Source organism: Alkaliphilus crotonatoxidans (assembly GCF_054658015.1).
In genome coordinates, this window is record NZ_BAAHXS010000004.1 from 776,276 (window position 1) to 799,318 (window position 23,043).

23 protein-coding genes and 2 pseudogenes are annotated in these 23,043 nt (G+C 38.4%); 2 read left to right on the forward strand and 23 right to left on the reverse strand.

The features are described 5' to 3' along the window. Positions 1-70: 70 nt before the first annotated feature. The 4 genes and pseudogenes from ACYQ1I_RS06260 to ACYQ1I_RS06275 form a co-directional block, all read right to left on the reverse strand. Positions 71-490: pseudogene (locus tag ACYQ1I_RS06260) on the reverse strand (endonuclease V); the annotation flags it as partial. Positions 491-494: 4 nt separating this feature from the next. After that, a complete protein-coding gene (locus ACYQ1I_RS06265) occupies positions 495-668 on the reverse strand; it encodes an endonuclease V (protein WP_459765302.1) in 174 nt (57 codons plus the stop codon). Positions 669-797: 129 nt separating this feature from the next. Continuing rightward, positions 798-1,154, reverse strand: a complete 357-nt coding sequence (locus tag ACYQ1I_RS06270; RefSeq protein WP_459763464.1) for a toxin-antitoxin system YwqK family antitoxin — start codon at positions 1,152-1,154, stop codon at positions 798-800. A 221-nt stretch (positions 1,155-1,375) separates the two neighbouring features. Continuing rightward, positions 1,376-1,645, reverse strand: a complete 270-nt coding sequence (locus ACYQ1I_RS06275) for a hypothetical protein (protein ID WP_459763466.1) — start codon at positions 1,643-1,645, stop codon at positions 1,376-1,378. A gap of 409 nt (positions 1,646-2,054) precedes the next feature. Here ACYQ1I_RS06275 and ACYQ1I_RS06280 point away from each other — a divergent pair, with 409 nt between their 5' ends. Continuing rightward, on the forward strand, positions 2,055-2,237 hold the full coding sequence (locus ACYQ1I_RS06280; protein WP_459763468.1) for a hypothetical protein: 183 nt from the start codon (positions 2,055-2,057) through the stop codon (positions 2,235-2,237). A gap of 181 nt (positions 2,238-2,418) precedes the next feature. On the opposite strand, the gene ACYQ1I_RS06285 is transcribed toward ACYQ1I_RS06280, so the two are convergent. The 18 genes and pseudogenes from ACYQ1I_RS06285 to ACYQ1I_RS06370 form a co-directional block, all read right to left on the reverse strand. Beyond that, positions 2,419-2,829, reverse strand: a complete 411-nt coding sequence (locus ACYQ1I_RS06285) for an Imm63 family immunity protein (protein WP_459763470.1) — start codon at positions 2,827-2,829, stop codon at positions 2,419-2,421. A 13-nt stretch (positions 2,830-2,842) separates the two neighbouring features. After that, positions 2,843-3,010: pseudogene (locus tag ACYQ1I_RS06290) on the reverse strand (TNT domain-containing protein); the annotation flags it as partial. A gap of 50 nt (positions 3,011-3,060) precedes the next feature. Next, the gene (locus ACYQ1I_RS06295) at positions 3,061-3,903 is read right to left on the reverse strand and encodes a hypothetical protein (protein WP_459763472.1); all 843 of its coding nucleotides are present in this window, start codon (positions 3,901-3,903) and stop codon (positions 3,061-3,063) included. Positions 3,904-5,811: 1,908 nt separating this feature from the next. Then, positions 5,812-6,231, reverse strand: coding sequence for an SMI1/KNR4 family protein (locus ACYQ1I_RS06300; protein ID WP_459763474.1), 420 nt, complete (start codon positions 6,229-6,231; stop codon positions 5,812-5,814). Position 6,232: 1 nt separating this feature from the next. Next, positions 6,233-9,316, reverse strand: coding sequence for an HNH/ENDO VII family nuclease (locus ACYQ1I_RS06305; RefSeq protein WP_459763476.1), 3,084 nt, complete (start codon positions 9,314-9,316; stop codon positions 6,233-6,235). Positions 9,317-9,339: 23 nt separating this feature from the next. Then, positions 9,340-9,729 (reverse strand): DUF4280 domain-containing protein, encoded by a 390-nt coding sequence (locus ACYQ1I_RS06310; protein ID WP_459763478.1) that lies wholly within the window; start codon positions 9,727-9,729, stop codon positions 9,340-9,342. After that, positions 9,710-10,255, reverse strand: coding sequence for an imm11 family protein (locus ACYQ1I_RS06315; RefSeq protein ID WP_459763480.1), 546 nt, complete (start codon positions 10,253-10,255; stop codon positions 9,710-9,712). The genes ACYQ1I_RS06310 and ACYQ1I_RS06315 overlap by 20 nt, the downstream gene beginning before the upstream one ends. Positions 10,256-10,265: 10 nt before the next feature. Further along, entirely contained in the window at positions 10,266-11,456 is a 1,191-nt protein-coding gene (locus ACYQ1I_RS06320) for a pentapeptide repeat-containing protein (RefSeq protein WP_459763482.1), read from the reverse strand. Positions 11,457-11,466: 10 nt separating this feature from the next. Next, a complete protein-coding gene (locus ACYQ1I_RS06325) occupies positions 11,467-12,906 on the reverse strand; it encodes a contractile injection system protein, VgrG/Pvc8 family (protein WP_459763484.1) in 1,440 nt (479 codons plus the stop codon). A gap of 29 nt (positions 12,907-12,935) precedes the next feature. Then, positions 12,936-13,526 (reverse strand): hypothetical protein, encoded by a 591-nt coding sequence (locus tag ACYQ1I_RS06330; protein WP_459763486.1) that lies wholly within the window; start codon positions 13,524-13,526, stop codon positions 12,936-12,938. Between the two features lie 326 nt (positions 13,527-13,852). Then, a complete protein-coding gene (locus ACYQ1I_RS06335; protein ID WP_459763488.1) occupies positions 13,853-14,281 on the reverse strand; it encodes an NUDIX hydrolase in 429 nt (142 codons plus the stop codon). 188 nt (positions 14,282-14,469) lie between these two features. Continuing rightward, positions 14,470-15,759 (reverse strand): L-cysteine desulfidase family protein, encoded by a 1,290-nt coding sequence (locus tag ACYQ1I_RS06340; RefSeq protein WP_459763490.1) that lies wholly within the window; start codon positions 15,757-15,759, stop codon positions 14,470-14,472. A gap of 161 nt (positions 15,760-15,920) precedes the next feature. Next, positions 15,921-17,666, reverse strand: a complete 1,746-nt coding sequence (locus ACYQ1I_RS06345; RefSeq protein ID WP_459763492.1) for a sigma 54-interacting transcriptional regulator — start codon at positions 17,664-17,666, stop codon at positions 15,921-15,923. 231 nt (positions 17,667-17,897) lie between these two features. Next, positions 17,898-18,257 carry a hypothetical protein gene (locus ACYQ1I_RS06350; protein ID WP_459763494.1) on the reverse strand — a complete coding sequence of 120 codons (360 nt, stop codon included), beginning with the start codon at positions 18,255-18,257 and terminating at the stop codon, positions 17,898-17,900. 391 nt (positions 18,258-18,648) lie between these two features. After that, positions 18,649-19,248, reverse strand: a complete 600-nt coding sequence (gene recR / locus ACYQ1I_RS06355) for a recombination mediator RecR (RefSeq protein ID WP_459763496.1) — start codon at positions 19,246-19,248, stop codon at positions 18,649-18,651. Between the two features lie 20 nt (positions 19,249-19,268). Next, positions 19,269-19,613: a YbaB/EbfC family nucleoid-associated protein gene (locus ACYQ1I_RS06360; RefSeq protein ID WP_459763498.1), complete on the reverse strand. Its 345-nt coding sequence runs from the start codon at positions 19,611-19,613 to the stop codon at positions 19,269-19,271. Between the two features lie 91 nt (positions 19,614-19,704). Beyond that, positions 19,705-21,375, reverse strand: a complete 1,671-nt coding sequence (gene dnaX, locus ACYQ1I_RS06365) for a DNA polymerase III subunit gamma/tau (RefSeq protein ID WP_459763500.1) — start codon at positions 21,373-21,375, stop codon at positions 19,705-19,707. A gap of 213 nt (positions 21,376-21,588) precedes the next feature. Then, entirely contained in the window at positions 21,589-21,924 is a 336-nt protein-coding gene (locus ACYQ1I_RS06370; RefSeq protein WP_459763502.1) for a winged helix-turn-helix transcriptional regulator, read from the reverse strand. A gap of 275 nt (positions 21,925-22,199) precedes the next feature. Here ACYQ1I_RS06370 and ACYQ1I_RS06375 point away from each other — a divergent pair, with 275 nt between their 5' ends. Continuing rightward, complete coding sequence (locus ACYQ1I_RS06375; protein WP_459763504.1) at positions 22,200-22,739, forward strand: nitroreductase family protein; 540 nt, start codon at positions 22,200-22,202, stop codon at positions 22,737-22,739. Positions 22,740-22,748: 9 nt separating this feature from the next. Here ACYQ1I_RS06375 and ACYQ1I_RS06380 read toward each other — a convergent pair whose 3' ends face one another. Continuing rightward, entirely contained in the window at positions 22,749-22,871 is a 123-nt protein-coding gene (locus tag ACYQ1I_RS06380; protein ID WP_459763506.1) for a hypothetical protein, read from the reverse strand. Positions 22,872-23,043: the final 172 nt, after the last annotated feature.

Sequence of the window (23,043 nt, forward strand, 5' to 3'; positions counted from 1 at the left end):
TTACGTATCCTGTTCACGTTTCTATTGTTCCGTCCTTGAGTTTATATTTGTAAGAAAAAAATTGATTCATTTACACTGCTGTCTCTATTGACAGGCTCATTTGTTTATAAAATGTTCGCCATTTATGTGTTTCAATATCTGCAAACCTAGTAGGAATAGGAATATAACTACCTTTTACAACTAGCTTTTTTACTATTTCTGTTGTAGCATCTAAATCAATATAATTGCCTATGGAAATAAAAATAGGTTTTACATCTTTACAAGTTCTCAATGCACGGCCATATACTTCACCATGCACTATGATATCCGTATATGCCTCATTATAGTTTTCAGGCATTGTAAATTCATTATTATCTATTTTATAATAACTTTTAGCAACACCTATTGTTGGTTTTTTTAGATATATTGATGCATGTGTAGCAACCCCCATATGTCTAGGATGTAAATATCCATTGCCATCAAAAAAATATACATCTGGCGCATGTTGTAACTTTTTAACTGACTCTAAAAATTAATGGCAGTTCTCTAAATGCAAGGCATCCTGAAATATATGGAAAGTTAATTTGTCCCACTACATGTACTTTCTCTAAAACCTCATTTGTGTTATAATTAATTACTACAATACAACATACAGCATACTCTTTAATTGGTTCTTTCCAATATGCTATATCAACCCTCTACTTTTTTGTAATTCTTTATAATCTAGACGACTATTTAACATAATAAATTTATTCAATTTTTTTTGATTCCAATTGCTTCACTTTCATCTTGTATTTCTTTATACATCGCTATCATTTCTATTCTGACCTTTCATATAATTTCTTATATTTTTCCAATAAAGTCTTTTCGACATTATTAGGTTCTATTTTTCTATCAATCATATTTCCTTGTTCATCAAATTTTTCATAAGAACATACTATCCCATACTTGCTATATTCTATTAATTTAATATTACCATTTTTATACCATACAATATTTTTTCCCAAAATTTGTCCTCTTCGCATAATACAGTATCTTTTTGGCTCCCCTGTCTCATAAAAGTTAACACACTCACCATCTTGAATACCATTTTTATAGTAGCTATAATAATTTATATTACCATTAATATATCTCTCAAAAACTAACCCAGTTATTGGATTCCCTCCTTCTTCCATAGGAAAATTATATATCTGTTGACCATACTCTCCGGAATAACAAACATCTCCCGTAAATTCTATTCCTTCTTTTAAAACTTCTTCTTTTGATAGAATATTTATATTATTGATAATAACCCCTCTTTTCTATTCAATATCCGAAAGTATGTTGAAGCCACTTAATATATACTCGCAATGAGGAACAATTCCCTCATAATTTACCGGTTTGTATATATTTGAATCTAGCTGCCCCGAACCCTCAATTTCTTCCTTAGTAGCTTCACTCTCCCATCCTCCTGGCTACCGCTACCATTACCACCATCATTCCCACCGTTAGCAGCAGCCATCAGAGCCATTCCTTGGGTAGCCTGGCCATAGGATATAGTCACAGCATTAGCATCATAGATTAGATTAGTTACAATTACCCCTTCCGAGGTTGAGGCTTCCATTACCTTTAATCCATTCGGGCTTATTTTAATACTGTTTGAGAATTTCTCCATACCCATCATCATCAGGGCAGTTTGATAGGCCTTTCATTGTAGACCACCAGCTCATCATAGGGAGTATTGGGTTCAGATAGACCTCACCATTTTGAGCCAGATAATAGAAGGACAGAAAAAAAGAACAGAAAAGGGAGCTACAGAAAGAGTATTTTTACCCCCTGTAACCCCCGGCAGCACCATTTTACCATAGAAACAGGTTCCTGTAAATTCATGGTTCACCATGAACCATGGGGTAGACGGGTCTGGTTAAGTTTCTGGTGAATCAAATTCAATATACCACTTTCACTTTGCCCTGTGTCGCAAAATATTGCCCCTGTGTGACCTTTGAAACTGATGGCGGGACATCTATGCCATTCAGGCATTACTAAGCTTTGTTGGCATATTTAAAAAGAATCGTGTTTTTCATTTTATCTGATAAATGTTTGGATTGATGCTACTGGCTGTTCTTCTTCCTGTTGCTTTATCAGGGAAATGTCGCATATATGCCAATTTTCGCAATGCTTTAGGTCGCACATCTGCAACTAATGGTATCGGAAAATTTCCGCTCATTTCTTACGCTAAAACAGGGGTAAGCCATGGGGTTGAAAAAGATGCAGGTTAAAGAGCCGGGGTCAAAAACTTCCCCGACTCGGCTAACATCAGCCCGCAATGTGGGCTGAGAGGACTTTTTCACCGGGGTAGGATTCTTGGCATTGGGGTATTAACTGGGGTCACACTTGCAGAAAATCCCATTTATCCATATGAGATAAAATATATATTAAATTAAAAGCTACAATAATAAATTATAAAGGATTTTCTTTTAAAATCTCATCGATTTCTATTTCACCTGCTTTTTTATAATTAGTACCAATTCTTTCAAGAAGTATTAAGCGTTGTTCAAAAATATATTTTCTTTGATTTTCACCTTTTTTAATATTTTTTTTCATTAGCTCAAAAGCAATAGAACCAACTAAAGAATTTATAGTCCAAAAAGTAATCTCAAATAAATTATCAGTTACTTTATGTTTCGTTTCATTGCCTCTTTCACTATAAACAAAATGGTATCCCTGTTGATCTGAAAAAATATAAGTCCCTTCTTCACTACCTGAGCTATTTTTAGTAAAATGAAGTTCTTTTAAATTTATTAATTCTTGAATCGGTTTTATTTCTTTTAAAATATGAGCCTCCAAGTCTTTAGTATCTAATCTGAACACTTATATCACCACCTTAATTTTTAATAATTAATTCAATATATCCACCATCTATTAAATCTTTAATTGAAGCAGGCAATTTGAACTGCGTTCCTCCTCCTGGCATATCAAACCATCCAGCAACTTCTGCCTGTTGAACTCCAGGTATGTCTTTAATAACTCTATATTCATTATATACTGATGTATCTGTACCTGGTTTAAGTGCTAGTTTCTCTGGTGATGTGTTAGGTGGAGCTACATAACTTCGCCATCACCACCTATTCTTCCAAATTCTGTACCTCTTTGTAACGCCACAGTCTTCTCTGTACCTGGAACAGCCCCATCATTTGGTGGCCACCAGGTCGTACCATCAGGTTTCATCCAATTGGCTGCCCTTGCAGCATCAACTTCTTTAAGCGGCCCCATAAAATTGGGGTCACCTGGTTTTGGTATCTTACCAGTCCCCTCTTTAGCGATTTCATATGACCTCTCAATTATCTCATTCCCATTATCCAATAACTCTTTAAAATCACCAAATTCATGACCCCTATAACCCTGATTATTATTTAACCCTGGTAGTTTGGGTAAATCAAGCCCATTTAAGCCATAATGACTAGGGACTGGCAATTGTCCATTCAATGCCGGATTATTAAGCAGCAACAATTCTGCTGGTGGCAAACCCCCCATTATATTAGGGTCATACATAGCAGGCACACCACCAGTTCCTATGCTTGGCAGGTTATTCCATCCGAGGCTGGGTATTTGCTTGAAATCGTAATTTCCGTAAAGAACACCATACTTTCCTAACCCGATGCTATGATGGTTTATACCTTGATTACTTAGGCTAGTCTTTAAATCACCAATATTTCCTCCTACTACAAAGTTTACCTTTCCCCCTGGTGGTTTGGCTGCAACTCCCCTTATATCATATAATCTAAAGTGGGTTACATTATATTCCATTGTTTTACTCATCAGCAATCCATCGGCATATAAAGCCATGGGCAAGGCCGCTCTATATACGTATTGGCTGAAAAATATCATTCCCAAGCCAGACATCATTAATTGGTTCGATGCTTCATAATAAGCATCTGCTGCCACCTGATCTCCATTAAAATAGTCATCACGAACATAGTTCCATGCCTTTTTATCTGAACCCTTCAGGCCTAAAATAGTTAGCTTTAATCCTATTCATCTTTTATGAGATCGTCATAATCTATATCATTAATTAATTCTTCGACCAAATCATTATCTACAGATTTGTTATCATAAATCCACATTGGATAGCATTTATACTCTAACTTTATAGCTATTTTTTTCGAGCTATCAATATGTTATGTAATCCTCTAGTGATGCATAAAAAGTGTCTTTAGCAGTGTAAATTGGCTCTTTTGTATAGACTGTCAAATGAATCTTGCATATATTCTATAATTTCAATAAGTTAAATCCATTTCTTATTTCCCCCTTCACATTTCTAATCCTTAGTAATAATATTTAACTTAATATTAGGAAACTTTCTTCTAAACTCAAAAATAATATTAGTACAACTTTGGATTGAGAATTACATAGACTTTTTCACACACCGGTTTGCCTTAGAAGAAGTTTTCTATACCCTGAATGGATTTATGGATGGGGGTGAAGGTTCTAAAACATATAGACAAATTATAACCATTGGACTTGTATCTTCGATACAAGTCCAACTAAAAATAACAACATACAATTATTTTATTCGACTAATATTTCCGAATAATGATTCTAAAGCCTGTTTTTCATTGAAAGTAAGATTTTTTAAATATTTTTCTGTAAATACTTTATTATCTTGAAAAATATTTATTATCTCCGATTTTATAATGATTTGAGTTTTCAGGATAAAGCTGAGAACGTCCAAGTTTCTTGCGTACTTCTTTACGATATGCATAGAAATCATTAAACATATTATAAATTCCTCTATTCTGAATATTCTTTAGCTAAACTAATTATTGAATCTAAGTTTAGGTTGGGAAATTTATTCTTAAGATTTTCAAGTTCAATTATGTATCTATTACTTTTTAGGTTATACGCAACATCTTCAAAAACAGCAGATAAAAACTCAATTTCCTTTTCATTACATCCATTAAATAATTAATAGTATTTTCTAAATTCAACACTAAGTAAATGTGTTAATTCATCCCAAATATCAACGATTGATGGATCGTTTATGTCTAATAACATACCTTCACAAATTAAATCTGTCACTTTTTCATTCAGCACAAATTCTTTCCTTTCTATGGTTGAATAGAATTAGGAATATGGTTGCAGGTTTACCATTAGTGTATATCACTCCAACTTCAACACCATCGTACATTCCATATATCGGAACACCATCAATAATGGTTCGCCTTATGCAAATTAACTACGTAATCCCCTGCATTATTAATTTTTGTTGTATCCCAAGTTTCTGGGAACCATGACTGGCCTGTTCCTGTTCTTTTTAAAGGATTTTTATGATCTGGAATATTTCCAATTCAAACACCGTTATCGTAAGTTTTTTTCAATATTATATGGAATTACATTTTTCTCTAAAAAGTCAATATCGCTTGACCATGTCCTTCACCTTTTACTTTTGATACAGCACCTGTTTTAGGATTGTATGTGGAATCTCCGACGTTCGCATGATCTAAGGATTTTCCACTGACTACATGCACCTTACTTATATTTTGAGGTACGGCTTCACCCGTCCCCTCAGGTGGAATACTGAGATATGCGACGAACCGTAATGTCTTTGTTCAATTAAAAAAATTATAGCACGTCTTCGACCTCTTCGTGCTGTTTTTAAATAGAAAAATTACTGTTCTTCTTCTCGAATCGGTTCCCGATACTCTGTCTTATTTTTCATCATTCCGTACTTGATGTTTACCAACCGGTGCCCTAAATGGGCCCCTTCCGCTCACCCGCAGTGGCGTTTTCGTGGCTAGTGTAGGTGCTGTAAGTCAGCTTGAGTGTATCTGCGTTCTTAAAATATTTCTTAAATCATATATTTTCTAGCATATCATTAATTCTATCTTTTAGATATGCCTCAAAATTATCATATGCCTCAGTATACCTGCTATTAACCTGCGACCACATTACAATCTTCTCATCAATAGAATTAATACAATATACCCACTCATCACAATTTTCAATTACTATCAATTCACTTGGCAATCCATACATACGATATTTTAAGGTTTCTTTTACAAAGGCTAAAGTTTTATTTTTTCCAATTCCTATGACTTCAATGCCACCAATACCTCCATGTCCAAACTTTTGTAAAAACCAAACGTATTCCTTTGGCATCTTTAATTTTAATTCCTTTTCTGCCTCATTTAACATGTCATTTGTTACTTCAACGTAAGTAAAATCGCCTTTGCTCTCGTTATTCTTTATTATATTATATAGTTCGTCCAACATATTAGTTACCTCCTGTTATTTGTCTGGCTCTCCATTTCCAATATTTATACCTAAAGTTATTATACTGTTTATCTAAGATTGGATTGTTTCTAAAGCTTGCACCATTCTCAATTAAACCATGCAATTGCGAATAATACTGTTGATGGGTAACCTCCCGTATTTCAACCATGGGACCTGCCTCTTTTTGTAGTACATGATGTAACTGTATAGGGTTTCCATCTGAACCTATTGGTGGTTTTCCTGCTTGCATTCTTTCTAAATTTGTCAAACCTGTTGTTTCATCCAAATAGCTTATATCTATATCATTTCTTTGATATACCCTTCTACTTACATCTCGTATTTCTCCATTCACCTTAACAGTTCCCTCATAATTTACCGGTTTGTATATATTTGAATCTAGCTGCCCCGAACCCTCAATTTCTTCCTTAGTAGCTTCGCTCTCCCCATCCTCCTGGCTACCGCTACCATTACCACCATCATTCCCACCGTTAGCAGCAGCCATCAGAGCCATTCCTTGGGTAGCCTGGCCATAGGATATAGTCACAGCATTAGCATCATAGATTAGATTAGTTACAATTACCCCTTCCGGGGTTAAGGCTTCCATTACCTTTAATCCGTTCGGGCTTATTTTAATGCTGTTTGAGAATTTCTCCATACCCATCATCATCAGGGCAGTTTGATAGGCCTTTTCATTATAGGCCACCAGCTCATCATAGGGAGTATTGGGGTCCAGATAGACCTCACCATTTTGAATCAGATAATAGAAGGGAGCTGTAATCGGATTCTTCTCCTTATCCCAAAAGTTATCGATAGTGTAATCTATTCCCTGTCGAAAACCCTTTGTTTGATCGGCCAAATAAATCATATTTTGTTCAAATTGTTCCTGGTCAAAGGGAGCAACAGCAGCATTAATCAACATACCCCAACCATATAAAGAAGTCTTAACCACGTCAGGTATGGCCTTTACATTATTTTTAATCATATTAAGGCCACCGTGACCCAAGGCTTTCGTTCGATCCCATAGATACACGACCCCTGCCTGGAGTCCCTTATCCTCTTTTTCTAAGGCAGGCTTCATTAATGCAAGATTATTAGGTAATATGGCCCTGCAAACCTCTTGAAGGATGTAGTCTTTACCTTTAGATTCAGCCATCAGAGCATCAGCATACATCGCCATAGAAGGGATACAGTCAAAGCTGTTGTACTTTAACAGTGGATTAGTAGAATATGTCAGCATCACCTGATAATTACCCTCGTCTTTGATTTCCTCCAGTGCTAGAGCTTCATCCGTTTCCTCTTGGCTTTCATGTTCCCTGCCCAGCACCCCGGCTATAATTAGTCCCCCTATCAAAAAATGACCTGTAGCCTTAATAACAGGCAACATCTTACCTAATAAAGCACTCCCCTTAGCCAGCAGGGGTGCTGCTTTGGCAATAACAGGTACAGCAGCTAAAGCTACCTTCCCCAACGCCAATAAAGCAGGCCCAACACCAAAAACAATAACAGCAGCAGCAGCAACCACAACCAGAGCTATGCCAACACCAACCAGCATCTTTTTTAACCGGCTCTTCCTCTCTGGATTTTTCCTTACAGCAGTACAAAAAGCAGGCCGGGGCTCCTCCTCAAAAGGAAAGCTCAGTCTTTCATAGCCCGAAAAAAAATGATCTCGCCCCTTAATCGATATATCCGTAGGAGTCAGCATAATTCCCTTGGCCAGCAGTGGCACCACGCCCTGTCGAGCCTTGGGCCAGGCCATGAGGTTAACAGCCTCCTTAGCCTGAATAGAAATAGACCTGGCCTTAAGATGAACAGCCCCGTCACCACCAATCAATATAGGTTTATGACTAACTACCTTAATTCCCAGGCTGTCATTCAAATTTATTACAATCTTCCTATTGTTAATTGTATCATTTATAACCTTGAATTCAAGGCCACCTGGACTAAATTCAATCCTTCTGCCCTGGGGATTAGCCCAATACCGAATGTCGGGGTTTAGATTAGCAGTGCTTTTAGGATAACTTCCCCGGGCGAAGGCCTCCTCATCGTCATCAGAAGGAAAATATATTTGTACCGTATCCCCCACCAGGGGCATACTATATAACCCGTTACTGCTTTCAGTTATGTAAGAATACCAGTTTTGAATTTCCCGGTCTTCATCAATATCCAGCTGTACCCTTACCTTCGTTCCCTGAACATCCTTTACTTGACCCGTTAGACTACAGCCCTTAATCTTTACATTCTTCCCTTTCCGTTGCCCCAGCCCTGCCACAGGCGTTAAAGAATAAGTATGAGAAAGCTGTCCTCCAATCACCTGGGTATGAATCCGAGTCACAACCCGCTTATACCCATTGAACCGAACAGAATCACCCAGTTTGAGCACCTCTCCCGAAGTAAACTGAAAGCAGGTGAAGGCACTTTCTGATGCCTGTTTATTGTAATTAAAACGAGACTCTAGGTAGGCAGAAAAATTTTTATTTAGCCCATAGCCATCTTCCGTTAATACAATTTCATCCCGTTGAGGAATACCAAAAAAGAACCGAGGCCTGTTAAAAAGATCCTCTGGAATGACCACCGCCCCCAACTGAGAAGCCAGCCGGTTAACAAATTCAAAGTCAGATTCCTCATATTGTACCAAAAGGCGATCAAGGGGAGGATTTTCAGGTAAAATTTCAATAAAATCCCCCTTATGATAATCAGCCTTAATTGCTTTAAGAATATCAGTGCAAGTAGCCTCCCTGGGAAAGGAGCGGCTTTTCCTGACAACATCCATCAGATGAGAGCCTGAAATAGCCTCGATAGAAGCATAAAAAACCCCTTGAATACCATGAACCTCAATCCGGCTGACAGCCCCACAAAAGAGCCTATTTTCCTTCCCCTCAGAAGTATAATAAACCAGGCCAATTTCATCCTCCTGAGTCACCTGCTGAATGTAAGTATCCTTCACATCCTCATTAATAATACCAACAATAGTAGCCCGGGTATGCTGATTAATCTCCCGGTGAATAGTAACGTCAATCAGTTCCTCCAGCTTAAGGCTTCCAATTACCCTGAGCTGGCTAAAATTGATGTAGCTTTTGTCCCCCATGGTTTATACTCCTTTGTACTAAGTTATTCATGCTGTTCATGGTGTTCTATGGTAATGGTTCCTCCAAAATAGCAGTTATTAATGCAATTTGTGGTGAGGGCTGGAGCCCCATCTATCAGATCATTATCCTGGCCACCTACCCATGGCCCTGTTATTTCTGGAAAGCACAGACAAACAACATTGCCTTGATCATCCAGACCGGTTTCCCGGTCGAAGGGTATTTTACTATGACAAAATCCGAAGTGAGATATATTTAGCCCAACCTGATAGTCGTTTATATTTAATTGGGGTTTTCCGCCAATATAGACACCATGACATAGGGGAATCATTAGCCTGCAGGTCATACTCCCCAGGCTGCATTTGGCCCTGGCTCCCCTCACTACATAAATTTTTTCATCCTTCTCTGCTGACATAGGCCTCCTCCTGTTCTACTGCAACTGTTTCATAGGTAATACCTGCAATTCCCCTTCTTAAAATACTTTCTGCTACGGCAAGATTAACTAGGGTTCTTATTCTGCTATACTGTCTGGCAGAGCTGTCTATGGTAAAGATTGCCCTGTCTTTTATCAGTTCTTCATCAATCACCAGGCGCTTGATAGTGCCATCAGGATAAAATTCCGTCTTTTTCGAAAGACACTGAAGCTGTGGTACCTCCATAAGCCAGTATTGATTTCTTTCCCTACTATTCTGATTGATTATAAAAATCAGTTTAAAGAGAATTTCATTTTCATATTGCTTTAATAGCTTCATCAGCCGATCTGAAACCAGAGTATGTCTGCCAAGGGTGATATAATCCATTTGACCGTACTCCCTTGAATCATAGTACAGTACCAGGGCTTCATCTTGATGTTGGGCTGATTCAAGCATTTTCTTATATTCTCTGTTTAATGTAATGCTGCCCTTAAGCTTCTCATTTTGTTGAATCTGATAATATTCCATAGTAACCACCCTAATTCAGTGTAATCTTTTCTAATTGATCAGTTGTAAGGCCTAAGGCATCAAGCTGACTTCGATCAAATATGCAATGATCCAGTATAGCTCCCGTAAAATCCACCTCTTCAAGTCTCGACATTGAAAAATCACAATATTGTAAATCACAGTTCTTAAATTCGACTCTAGTTAATGTTGCCCCTGAAAATTTGGCGCCCACCAGAATAGCGCCGGTAAAGCTGGTATCACTAATTTGGGAATTTTTAAAGCTGACCCCAAAGCAGCCAGTTGGGATAGTAAATTGTGGTGCAAACCTGACATCTGCAAAGGTTTTTTCAAATGTACAATCTAATATTTCTGCCCCCTCAAAGCTACTATCATGGAGGATTGCAGCTGATAAATTACAATCCTTTAAACGGCTTTGTTTAAAGTTAGTGCCCAGTAAAATGGCGCCTATCAGTTGACTACTGGTCAGCCAACTGCCTTTAAAGGAGCTGTAGCTTAAATTTCCATAGGTAAATTTTTGATGGGTTAGATTAAGCCCTCTATGATATTCATGGATAAAGACCCTTTCAGCCTTCTGAAAGTGATTACCTATTTCCTTGGCTTCAGGCTGTACCAGGGTGTTTTCATTACAATAAATGATGTCGCTGGCATCTCTATACTCCCCGGCCAATATATAATAGACGGGTTCTTTTTCCATGGTTTTAAATTCAGCGGTTTCTATAGCCTTTTCAATACTATGTCGAGCCAATGATACTAAAAACGTAATAAAGTGGTGGGAATTTTCCAATAAAATTGCCTCTACATCATGGCTTTTAAGGGTACCGCCATACCTTTTCATCTCTTTTTCCAAATTTTCATGGTAGCTCCAAAGGGGTTCTAAAAGCCAGGAGCCATCGTAGGCCACCCTAAGTCTCTTAGTATCATAAAACCAATTTTCGTCGTAAGCCTCCATAATCAAGCTAGGACATCGGTTAATTATCCCAATTCTTAGAAAGGAAATGTTAATATACTTGATTTTTCCCTTTTTCTTTGTTTTCTGTTTTTGAATAACCTCCTGACAGAGCTGCTGAAAGGCCTTCACAAAGCTGCTCTGAAGGGCAGTCTGCTGGGTGAATAGTAGCTGCTTCAACCCTTTAAGCCTTTCCAGCAAGTAAGGGTATCCATATTTTTCGTTAAAATGTCTGATTGCCTCTATTTGGTTCATTTTCGCCCCCTTAATTTTGCTCGTTTACCTTTACAAGCTTTCCAGAGATGTTGATATTTTCGTTAATTTCAATTGTTCCACCCTCATCAAGACCGGTACCAATATTAATCTCCCCTGCCGTAATATCAATTGTTTTTTCAGATACAATTTTAATTTCTTCCTGGGATTCGATGAGTATAGCTTTATCGGCACTAATCTCGATTCCATCCTCCTCATTCAGCTTAATAAACAGAGCCCCTTTTTTTCCCGTGATATAGATTCCATCTGGGGCCAGCCTAATCTCCTTCCCATACTTGGTATGAATATATCTCACGTTGGTATTTTTTTGTGATGGTGAAATGGCTGTGGCATTAACTACAACCGCCTTTTCCTCCTGATGGTCGGGAAAGTAGAGCCTGACACGATCATTTATTTCGGGCATAAAATACCAGCCTGTATTATTGCTGGAGCTGTAAACACTGGTAAAGGGGAACCAATAGGCTTCATTTTTACTCTGCTCCTGATCAATATCTAACTTCACCATTACATCATGCTTTGAAACGCCAATCACGCTGCCTCCAAGGGATAAGCCTGTCAAATGCCGGGCTTGTATCTTTTTCTGGCTCAAGCCCTTTCTTTGACACAGCTCATAGTGATAGGTTATTATGGCATTATTAACGAGGATTTCGAAAGAACGAACATAGAATTTTTTCTTTTGAAAGATTACCTGATTACCAATTTCAAAAAGCTGAATGCACTGTACATGATATATAATGTAATCCTCCTCTGTAAGATCCTGCTTTTGATTTTCTGCCATTAGCTTGTAGGTTTCCAAATCCTTTGAGACGTGGTGGTTTATTACTAATTCGTCTATATGGCCGAAATTCCTTAAGGCATTAAATCCAAAATAAAATTTAATATTTCTCTGGGTCGCGGCTGGTACCAGACCAATATTACGATCAGAGGCCAATCGCTTTAAAAAGTCCCAATCTGTTTCTTGATATTGTACATAGGGCTTTCCGGTAACCTCGTTTTCAATGGTGGAATCGGGGAACATGGTATAGGCATGGTCATAGTGCTGTAACACCCTTTTTGCCAGTTGACCATAGGTGAGGCTAGCATTTTGAAAAGATCGGCTCTTACGGGTAATATCTAGTAGGTAGCTATAGGTCAGGGCCGTCAGGCTAATGTAACCCACCTGATGTACGGTTTTAACATCAAGGGCCGTAATGATACCGATAAATAGCGTTGTATTTTCTTCATCTTCAATATGTACTTTAATTTCTGAATTGGCTGATACCTGATAAAGATAAGGAATGCTTTTATCATTCTCCTGTAAAATCGCTGCAAGGGTTAGCTTTCCATGCTGATTAATCTGTGCTTCAATTTTTAAATCCTCAATTGTCGCCAGCGATAAAGCCTCACCATTAATTGAAATTTTCAACCTTGAATAGTCCTGTAATTGCTGCATTATTCTGCTTCACCTCTTTTCCTTGATAATTAGTTATTGATTTTCAATGAATTCATAATTCCTTTTCCTACAGGGTGCCAATCCTCAACGATTTTTCCGGTACAATTATAATTCACCACCAGGGCTTGATCTGCTATTTTGGTAAAGAAGACAAAATTATAGCAAATGTCGGCCTCCACCGGGGTTGTAAAGGCTGTATAGGTTATTTTAAGGCCGTTCAGCATCATAAAACCCTCTTCAACCCACTTGATCAATGCCTTTAATTCTTGATGGAGCATTGCCTCCATCTGGCTTTTATAGGAGGGTATGGTTAAATCCTCTGCGAAGCCCTCGCCCAGGGTAAAAATTATGTTGATATCATTGGCTTGACTATGAAACATCCGATAGCTTCCATCTAATTCCTTATAGGAAAAAGTCTTGGGAATGGCAATTGATATCAGCCCATCAAATAGCTTTCTTTCTTCAAATTCTACTTCTTTATCTGCCACCGTTGCCTTTCCACATTTAATCGATTCTTGAATTTTCTTTTCCTCTTTCTGCTTCTCTATTAAATTTTGTAGCTGCGAGGCCTCTCTTTTTTTTTCTAGTATCAGTTCATCAAAATACTTTTTGTTTTCCATAGAATTTCCTCTCTCTTCTGGCTCCCTTACAATACATTTTGGGCAGTTTAATTTAAAATGCCCCAGTACCTTAGCCTTAATTTTAGGACATTTAATCAGTAATAAAATAGGAAAAACAACTGCTTGATTTTTGATGACATTAAGGTTCTGAGCCTGTTAATTAAAGGTCTTTGATGTTATTGTAATTGGAAATCATTCTACCATATGTTAATATATAAAAGAATAGTAAAATAGTAACAAATTTAAAAAGCCAGGCCATGGCTTTGGGTTTTTTCTTACCCCTACCAATGGTCTGGCTTTTTTAGTTTTTCTTTTTCTCTGGCTTTCTAACGTGCGTTATTTTGCTTCCAGTTTAATATATGATTAAATAACAGGGGCTGTATCTCAGGATAGGTTAAATGATCCGGCAGTCCATCAAAAAACCTTACCTCCTCTATTTCCATATCGGGCAGTGGCCCCAGCCCTTCGATTTGGCTGTAAAATATCCGGCCGTAGGACCAATTATCCTGACGATTAACAGAATAGTCGCAAATCGCCTGCAATTGGAAGGCGGTTGCCCCGGTTTCTTCATATAGTTCTCTTTTGGCCGTATCATAAATTGTCTCATCAAGCTCCCTGCGGCCTCCAGGTATCTCCCAGGTGCTTCTTTCCCTGTGCCTGACGAATATCCACTTATTTTGAAATGAGGCGACTATCACTGCATATTTAAGTACTTCTTCCCTTACTTCATCTAGTGCTAATATTTTAACCTGCACTCTCTGATTCCCCTTTTTGAATAATGTGATCTATAGAAATTCGGCCTTATCTTGTTGAAATCCTCCTGGTATCTAAAATATCTTTGCACATATGAAACTTATTATATAATCCTAAGTAAGATAGTCGCCCCGGGCTATTGCTCTTAAAATAAAGATAATTTGCTATCATTTGCTGTAGGCCTTCCATACTAAACTAGCTCTAAGCATTGGCTATCCATGGCTAAAATTACACTTTTATCTACCTGTGCCATTCCCTCCTGGCTTACCTTGCCTAGATTTCGTAAGGTTTCCTCCAGGGTAGCCGCTACAATTCCATTACCTGCTGGAACCTTTATTCCCTCTCGAGCTAAAAGGGCCCCTTGCCAAGCCATACTGGCGCTGGCAGAAAGCTTTAAAGCACAGCCTACCTTCCCCCCATCACAAATCATCCCCGCTAAGCTGGATATAATATTAACAATAGCCCTATCGATATCCTCCATTCCTCCCCCTAAAAGATAAGTAAGCCCAGCACTGGCCCCAGCACCGGCGGCTACGCTACATCCACATATTGGAGATAATCTTCCGGTAAACTCTTTTATATAAATATTTACTAAATGACTTATGGCTAAGGCCTTCATTACTCTTTCATGGGGAACCTTCAGACGCTCCGCCGCCCTGGCGATAGGAATAATCGTTACTAACCCATGATTACCACTTCCAGCACTGCTCATAACAGGTAATTGAACACCATCCATTCGAGCATCGCAGGCTGCTGCCGTATAGCATGAGATATCGTTGTTTAAATCAGTGCCTAAAAGGCCTCTTTCTGTTAGGCTTTTCCAGCAGCTTCCTATCTTCATTCCCCTGTTCATCTTTAACCCGGCTTCAGCCATAGCCATATTTAATTCAATCCCTTTTTGCAGAAACTCCAGAGAAGAAGTGGGTATGCTTAAAACCTTTTCTATTAATTCTCTTAATGTATGGTTAGTTAGTCCAACGATTTCTTTACAGATGTTTTCTTGATCTCTCTTATCAAGCAGGATCTCCTCTCCTCTCTGAAGCAGTACCAGGCTAGTATGCCGACCTGAGGTTATGGCCCTGCTAATGCCTTTATCAGTATTGATCTTCACATCAATATAAACCTTTGGTGAATCATACAACACCTCTACTTCAACAGGGGTCTTCTTCTGTAATTGCAGTGCGCTCTCTAAATCAGCCTTCGTCAGTGAAGATAAAATATTCAGATCATAGGTTGGTTTGCTGATGGAAACCCCTAAGGCCGCAGCCATTTCTACCCCCGTATGCACTGTTCCAGGGATACCAACAGCCTTAGCATTTTTATAAATATTACAGCTTACATTTAATTTTATATTTTCTACTTTTCCCTGCACCAATTTAAAGGCGTGGGCAGCAGTAAGGGCAATTGCAACGGGCTCTGTGCAGCCCATGGCCTGAACAACTTCCTCCTTTAACCTATTTAAAATCTCACTTGGATCCATAGTTTCTTACCTCCTTTTTTAATTGTTAAAGTACACTGAAAACTATGAGCAATTTTTATGCCAATTAATTGTCACTTGCCATCGTTGGTAATTTACCCTCTTTATTTAGATTTGGGAGCATATCATTTCATTTTTAGGTCTCAAAAAAGAGAAAAACCATCTCATTTTTGAGATAGCTTTCTGTATAATGTTGCCCGGCTTATTCCTAAAACCTTGGCTACACTTTCTTTTCCTTCATCACTCCACCCGAAGCGATCCAGGTATTTTGCAATGATTTCCCTTTCATAATCATTGACCATTTCCTTTAAGGTCTTAGTTCTGGTGTCTAAAAACGGTCTGAAGCGATCCTTTATGTCCTCTAGGGTAATATAACTACCCTGTGCAAAATTGATGCCATATTCAACGATATTTTCCAGTTCCCTTACGTTCCCTGGCCAGGAATAACTTAGTAAAAACTCCATTGCATCTTCAGTAAAGCCCCGGATGCTTTTTTGGAATTTTTTATTATAGGTATTTAAAAAATGCTCAGCAATTACGGGAATATCTTCCTGTCTTTCTCGAAGGGGCGGCAAATAGATGGGAATAACATTTAAACGATAGTATAGATCTTCTCTAAACATCTTTTTTTCAATTAACTCCTCCAAATTTCTATTGGTTGCCGCCATGATTCGTACATCCAACTCGATGGGCTTTACGCCTCCTATCTTTGTTACCCTTCTGTCCTGCAAAACCCTTAATAATTTCGCCTGTAAAAATAATGGCATGTCTCCTATTTCATCTAGGAAAAAGGTTCCCTTGTTGGCCAATTCAATTTTTCCTGGCTTTCCCTTACTATTGGCCCCTGTGAAGGCCCCTGTTTCATAGCCAAAAAGCTCACTTTCCAACAACGTTTCTGGAATAGCACTACAGTTAATACCGATAAAGGCATGATCAGCCCTAGGGCTGGCATTGTGAATTGCCCTTGCAAAAATTTCTTTTCCTGTTCCACTTTCTCCCACAATAAGTGTTGTGGAATCAAAATTAGCCACTTGTCTGGCTCTTTTCTTTATTTCATGAAGCTTAGAACTGACTCCAATGATATTGTCAAAATTGAAATCTCTGTTTTTCTCCCTTGCTCGAAAGGCAAATTTCTGAATGTTTTCCAGATCGGTGAAGGTACATACAGCCCTTGAAATATTACCCTCCTGATAGATTAGCTTTACCGTTGTTAAAAAACCGCTTTCTTTAAGATACTCTTCCTTGTCCAATATATCCTGGTTTTTTTCTATCGCCTTTAACATTAAGGATCCAGGCCAAATATCTTGAATATACATTTCCGTTAACTCTATTGTGGATTGAGTAAGCCCCAATAAATTAATGGCTTTAGGATTAATGTTTTTGATTTTACCTTTGGCATTAACACAGATAACACCTTGATTCACATTTTGAATAACAGCATCCAGCTCCTTATTATTAGCTGCTATTTCCTCATAAAGAACCGCCTCTCCTACTTTGCTGGCCAAAAGCTCCGACATTTTCTTTAAAAAGATTAGGAAGTTCTCCTGTCTTTCCTGCAGGTATTTCTTTTGTTTCTCGTTAAAGGCAAAAATACCAATAACACCAATAGCTTGATCCTGCCAGATTATTGGTGTACAGATTTGAAAGGTTTCTATACAATTATCCCTTGAAGTGCAATTTAAACAAACATTTCCTTTTCCCGGATTTTCAATAAGAATAGTTTCTTTGCTGGTAAGTACTTTGATAAAGGCAGATCCATGGGGAATATAATTTTGGATCTTTTTTTGATAAGGACCTGTCCCTGCTACCCGAACTAGATTTGAATCTACAATAGTAACATTACTATTAACAGTAGCCGCAATAGCTTCCGCTATCTGTTGAACCCCTTGGGCGACTTTTTGAAGTAACATAGACAATCCCCTCATTTCACTATCTAGTGTATATGTTAATCTGTTGTTAGGCAATTTAATAAAAGTGTTATCTTCTATCATAGCAGTCACGTAGGTTTTTCCTTATGAATAAGATAACACTTCACCAAAGGATTTGCAAGAAACCCCTTAGCAAATTAAAAATCACACCCTATAAAGTGTGATTTCTAGTGAAATTATGTATTCTTTTTTTAAACTACACCTTCTTTTCAATCACTTAGCCAGTCTATCATTTTTTATTACTCTTATCTCAACACTTTGACCATCCACTCTATCAGACAATTTATCAACCTTATCCTCTAATACAGTTATTTTCTCGTATAGGGTAGTATATCCATCCATTAAAGTTGCTTTTGTATCCTTCAGCTCAAATTCTAAGGTTGTTACCTTCCCCTCAATTTTATCAAATCTTTTGTCTACTTCATCAAATCTTTTGTCTACTTCATTAAATCTTTTATCTACTCCATCAAACCTTTTATCTACTTCGTCAAATCTTTTATCAATTTGGTCAAATTTTAATTGCATTTCACCATACATTTTTGATAACAATTCAAATACCTTATCATCAGCCATACAAACTCCCCCTTCCCCCTTATTTATGTATATCATTTCAAATAAATCCTATTATTATTGTACACTAAATTTTCTTTACAATAAACTAGCAGATATTAAAAAATATTTTATTACTATTTCATCATTAGAATGCAGACCTTACATGACACTATCTCCATCCCGCTTTAATATTCAGAGGATAGAAACGAGTCCTATAAATTTTAGCTTTGGGTAACCGCCATATATATTTTACTAAAGCCTTTTCTATATCTTTATCTAATATAAAAACATGGCTTAACGGAGATGTCTTATTCCGCTTGAGCCATGTTCCTAGCAGTACTTCATTTTCTTGTTTCAGACATTTTGCTTTTTAAAAGAAATTTATTGTAAATTCAAGTCTTCAATTAAATTACTACAGCTCACGACGCCCCTCCAGGGCCTTGGTTAAGGTCACCTCATCGGCATACTCCAGGTCTCCCCCCACAGGTATACCGTGGGCAATACGAGTTACCTTTATGCCCATAGGCTTTAGCAGCCTGGCTATGTACATAGCAGTGGCTTCTCCCTCTATATTGGGGTTTGTTGCTAAAATTACCTCTTCAACGGGATCTGCTCCAATTCGGCTTAACAGCTCCTTTATTTTAATATCCTCCGGGCCGATTCCATCAAGGGGAGAAATGGCCCCATGCAATACATGATAATAGCCCCGAAACTCCTTTGTTTTTTCCATGGCCACCACGTCTCGAGGGTCTTCAACCACACAGATCAATTCCTTATGGCGAGATTGATCACTGCAAATAGAACAGACCTCTTGATCCGTCAGGTTTGTACAAATATTACAATACCTTACGCTTCGCTTTGCATTAATTATTGCATCCGACAACCTTTCAACAGAATCCTGGGGTTGGCTGATAACATGGAAGGCTAATCGTTGAGCAGTTTTTCTACCAATTCCGGGTAATTTACTGAACTCTTCAATCAGGGCGGCAATGGGTGCTGAATAATAATTCATTTAGTCCACCAGGCCTTCAATTAAAATAAACCGGGTAAACTGATATTACCTGTAATCTTTGACATTTCCTTTGTTACCACTTCTTCAGCCGTTCTAATGGCCTCATTGACTGCTGCCATCACCAAATCCTGCAGCATTTCCACATCCTCTGGGTCAACTACCTCTGGTTTAATCTCAATTGCTAAAACTTCTTTTTTACCATTAATTTTAACGGTTACGGCTCCGCCACCTGCACTGGTTTCAAACTCACGATTGTTTAATTCCTCCTGGGTTTGCTCCATCTTCTTTTGCATTTGTTGAACCTGCTTCATCATATTATTCATATTAGGCATTCCACCCATTCCTTGAAATCCTCTTTTTGCCATGTAAACTCCTCCTATCATTATATTAATTCTTCCCCTGAAATATTTTAGCTCACTTTCAAGGAGTATTATATCATAAATTTTTCCAACCTTGCTACTCCTCTATAATTTCCAACATTCCCCTGGGCAGCATTTCCTTCAGCTCATCAATGGGGTCAGCCTCCTGGGGCTGAAAATTACCCAGCTGATTTTCCATAACAAAGGACAGGCTCACCCGTTGGCCGGTAATTTCCATGATTTCACTACATATGATCTCTTTGTTTTTATCCTTGTCAAGGGCCTCGCGATGAAAGCCAAAGCCATCTCGAAAGCTAATCACCAAACGGTCTCCCTGCAGGTCTACGGGCTGCCCCTCCATTAAAAAGGCCTTTATTTGTGCCTTCTTCTTCAATCTTAGAGATTCAAGAATATCATTCCACCTTCCCTGTATTACCTTTAAATCAGGCGGGCTTGTTGAAACAGGGGCATCCTTTGCCTCTGGCGGCTGGGCCTTTATTTCATTATTATTAACAACTGCTTCAGAACTATTCTTTTCAGCGGCCTTAACAGCCCTTTGTGTTAGCTGCTGTCTTGTCTTATGAATATCCTCATTGACGGCAGCCGCTGTCTTTATATTTCCATTCTTAATGGCAGCCTCAAGGGCATCTATTCTAAGGCTTAAGGCCTCTAGGGAATTTTCCGTTTCTGGTCGGCATAGGGTCACAATCACAACCTCCAGTATAATTTGGGGCTGTGCTGCATATTTTGCCTTTCCTTCTGCATCAGAAAGCTGATAAATACATCTTGTCAGCTCCTCCTCAGTAAACTGTCCGCTCTGTTCAGTCAGCATTTCCTGAATCTCCCCGGTACAGAAAAAGCTATCTGATTCCACCTTTAGCTTCAGCATCAGAAGCTGTCTAAAATGAGTAATCAAATCCTTAATTAGCAATTGAACATCCTTACCCTCTGCAATTAGGCTCTGAATCATCTCCAGGGCCCCACCAGGATTCCTTTGCTTTATGGCCTGGGCCAGCTGATACAGAACCTCTTCATCGGTAAGTCCCAGGGTGTTGATTACTTCATTATAGGTTAAATTCCCTTTACTAAAGCCCATACATTGCTCCAAAATGCTTAAAGAGTCCCGCAGGCTTCCCTTTCCATTCTGTGCAATAACCCTCAACGCCTTTTCTTCAAAGGAAATTTCTGTGGCCTGACAAATACGGGTTAAGAGTCCAACAATTTCCGGCAGCTTCACAGGCTTAAAATCAAAACGCTGACACCGTGACAAAATGGTGGCCGGCAGCTTGTGGGGCTCAGTGGTGGCTAATATAAAGATCACATGGGAGGGAGGCTCTTCAAGGGTTTTTAACAGTGCATTGAAGGCACCTCCACTTAGCATATGAACCTCGTCAATGATGTAGACCTTATATTTCCCCTTTGAAGGTGGGTACTTAACATTCTCACGTATTTCTCGAATATGGTCGACTCCATTGTTTGAGGCGGCATCTATTTCCAATACATCCATTATATTTTCTGTCATAATGCCCCTGCAAACCTCACATTTATTACAGGGGTTTTCATCAACAGGACTCAAGCAATTTACCGCTCTGGCAAAAATCTTCGCTGTGGAGGTTTTTCCGGTTCCTCTGGTGCCGGAAAAAAGATAGGCATGGGAAATTTTAGAGGTTTTGATTTGATTTTTTAAGGTAGTCACAATGCTGCCTTGTCCCACCACATCTTCAAAAACAACTGGCCTAAATCTTCTATATAGAGCTTGATATGCCAAATTTATCACCTACAGTCTATTTCAATATTTTTTATTATATCATAGTGGGCCGTTGAAATACATCTTAATGGCTGAAATTACCCATTATTTTCTTTGCAAAAGGCCCCTAGTATCTCTCATTATTTTTCAAAATTAAAACAGACCCTCAGATGTTTTTGGGGGCGTTTTCGGTCATATACTGTATGGCACACCAGTAGTATAATCGATACCTGTTTAATCCTCCATTTGGTCATCTAAGCGCTGTTTACCCCATTCAGCCATAAGCTCAAGAATAGGGATCAGTGTTTTTCCTTCTTCTGTAAGTGAATACTCTACTCTGGGCGGTACTTCGTTATATTGTTCTCGATGAACCAAATTGTCAGCCTCTAGTTCCTTGAGTTGTTTGCTCAAGGTTCTATGGGCTATGGGCTGTAGTTCCTCCCGTAGTCTATTGTAACGTATGACCTTGAATTGGTAAATCTTATACAGAATAACCCATTTCCATTTACCTTCCACTATAGAAATCGTATAGTATATCGGGCATTTTCCGTACTTGCTTTCAAAATCCATAACAACACCTCCATACTAACCAAAAGTATAGTTTATAACAAAAATGTTCATACTTGAATAATTGAATATAACCATATACACTTTACCTAGTACCCCGTCGCAATTAAATTCTAGGTTATCCCTGGTTAAATTTCTATACAGCCTCGTTGTCATCGGTCGCCATATGGCTCGATATTGCTCCTCCTCCGCCTGGCTTATGAAAATTTCATTAGGGAATAATTCAAGTTTTAACTGCGTAGTAATTATCAATTATAAGCTAACAAGGAGGTAATAATATGGATTTTTTAGAATTGGCCAAAAATCGCTATTCTGTCAGGAAATTTAGCGATGTCAAGGTGGAAAAGGAAAAACTAAATATGATATTAGAGGCCGGCCGAGTGGCTCCTACTGCTGTGAATTATCAACCACAGCGAATTCTCGTTCTAAACAGTGACGAAGATTTATCTAAATTAGAACATTGCACTCCCTATCGTTTTCAGCAAACCCTGGCCCTGCTGGTCTGTTATGATGAAAATGTAAGTTGGAAAAGGAAATATGACAACAAAGACAGCGGCGATATTGACGCCAGCATTGTTGCAACACACATGATGCTAGAGGCAGCGAATTTAGGGATAGGTTCCACTTGGGTAGGACATTTTGACCCCCAGGCTATACGAGAAACCTTTAATATTCCTGCTAATATCATCCCTGTTGTATTGCTATTACTCGGTTATCCCAGTGACGACGCTTCGCCCCATCCTTATCACAGCAAGCGTCTTGATCTATCGAAAACCACCTTCTATGGCTCTTTTTCTGATGAAGCGAACAGAACATAAGCATATACACTATCGGGCAATATCCTTATTCCCCTGGTTAATGACTGAAAGGTTATTTAAGATAGCTGAAAATGCACTCTGCAAGGGTCTTTCAACTGCGATTATGTAGTTGAAGGCCTTTTTTTCTTCCATCAGCCCGGTGAATTATATCCTATTTAAATGACTTCAGATTAATAATTAAAAAAGGATAGCCTTCCAATGGAAAAAGCTATCCTATCTCTATTGATTTTTGGCATTCCTAATAACAATAGTGTACCAAAAAAGTTGTAATCTGGCAAGTATTAATTTGAATTAGAGAGAAAAA

Coding starts and splice junctions, on each gene's coding strand:
- ACYQ1I_RS06270 (WP_459763464.1), bottom strand. CDS start 1,154: ATGGAAGAAGGAGGGAATCCAATAACTGGGTTAGTTTTTGAGAGATAT.
- ACYQ1I_RS06275 (WP_459763466.1), bottom strand. CDS start 1,645: ATGATGATGGGTATGGAGAAATTCTCAAACAGTATTAAAATAAGCCCG.
- ACYQ1I_RS06280 (WP_459763468.1), top strand. CDS start 2,055: ATGTTTGGATTGATGCTACTGGCTGTTCTTCTTCCTGTTGCTTTATCA.
- ACYQ1I_RS06300 (WP_459763474.1), bottom strand. CDS start 6,231: ATGTTGGACGAACTATATAATATAATAAAGAATAACGAGAGCAAAGGC.
- ACYQ1I_RS06305 (WP_459763476.1), bottom strand. CDS start 9,316: ATGGGGGACAAAAGCTACATCAATTTTAGCCAGCTCAGGGTAATTGGA.
- ACYQ1I_RS06310 (WP_459763478.1), bottom strand. CDS start 9,729: ATGTCAGCAGAGAAGGATGAAAAAATTTATGTAGTGAGGGGAGCCAGG.
- ACYQ1I_RS06315 (WP_459763480.1), bottom strand. CDS start 10,255: ATGGAATATTATCAGATTCAACAAAATGAGAAGCTTAAGGGCAGCATT.
- ACYQ1I_RS06320 (WP_459763482.1), bottom strand. CDS start 11,456: ATGAACCAAATAGAGGCAATCAGACATTTTAACGAAAAATATGGATAC.
- ACYQ1I_RS06325 (WP_459763484.1), bottom strand. CDS start 12,906: ATGCAGCAATTACAGGACTATTCAAGGTTGAAAATTTCAATTAATGGT.
- ACYQ1I_RS06330 (WP_459763486.1), bottom strand. CDS start 13,526: ATGGAAAACAAAAAGTATTTTGATGAACTGATACTAGAAAAAAAAAGA.
- ACYQ1I_RS06340 (WP_459763490.1), bottom strand. CDS start 15,759: ATGGATCCAAGTGAGATTTTAAATAGGTTAAAGGAGGAAGTTGTTCAG.
- ACYQ1I_RS06345 (WP_459763492.1), bottom strand. CDS start 17,666: ATGTTACTTCAAAAAGTCGCCCAAGGGGTTCAACAGATAGCGGAAGCT.
- ACYQ1I_RS06350 (WP_459763494.1), bottom strand. CDS start 18,257: ATGGCTGATGATAAGGTATTTGAATTGTTATCAAAAATGTATGGTGAA.
- recR (WP_459763496.1), bottom strand. CDS start 19,248: ATGAATTATTATTCAGCACCCATTGCCGCCCTGATTGAAGAGTTCAGT.
- ACYQ1I_RS06360 (WP_459763498.1), bottom strand. CDS start 19,613: ATGGCAAAAAGAGGATTTCAAGGAATGGGTGGAATGCCTAATATGAAT.
- ACYQ1I_RS06370 (WP_459763502.1), bottom strand. CDS start 21,924: ATGGATTTTGAAAGCAAGTACGGAAAATGCCCGATATACTATACGATT.
- ACYQ1I_RS06375 (WP_459763504.1), top strand. CDS start 22,200: ATGGATTTTTTAGAATTGGCCAAAAATCGCTATTCTGTCAGGAAATTT.
- ACYQ1I_RS06380 (WP_459763506.1), bottom strand. CDS start 22,871: ATGGAAGAAAAAAAGGCCTTCAACTACATAATCGCAGTTGAAAGACCC.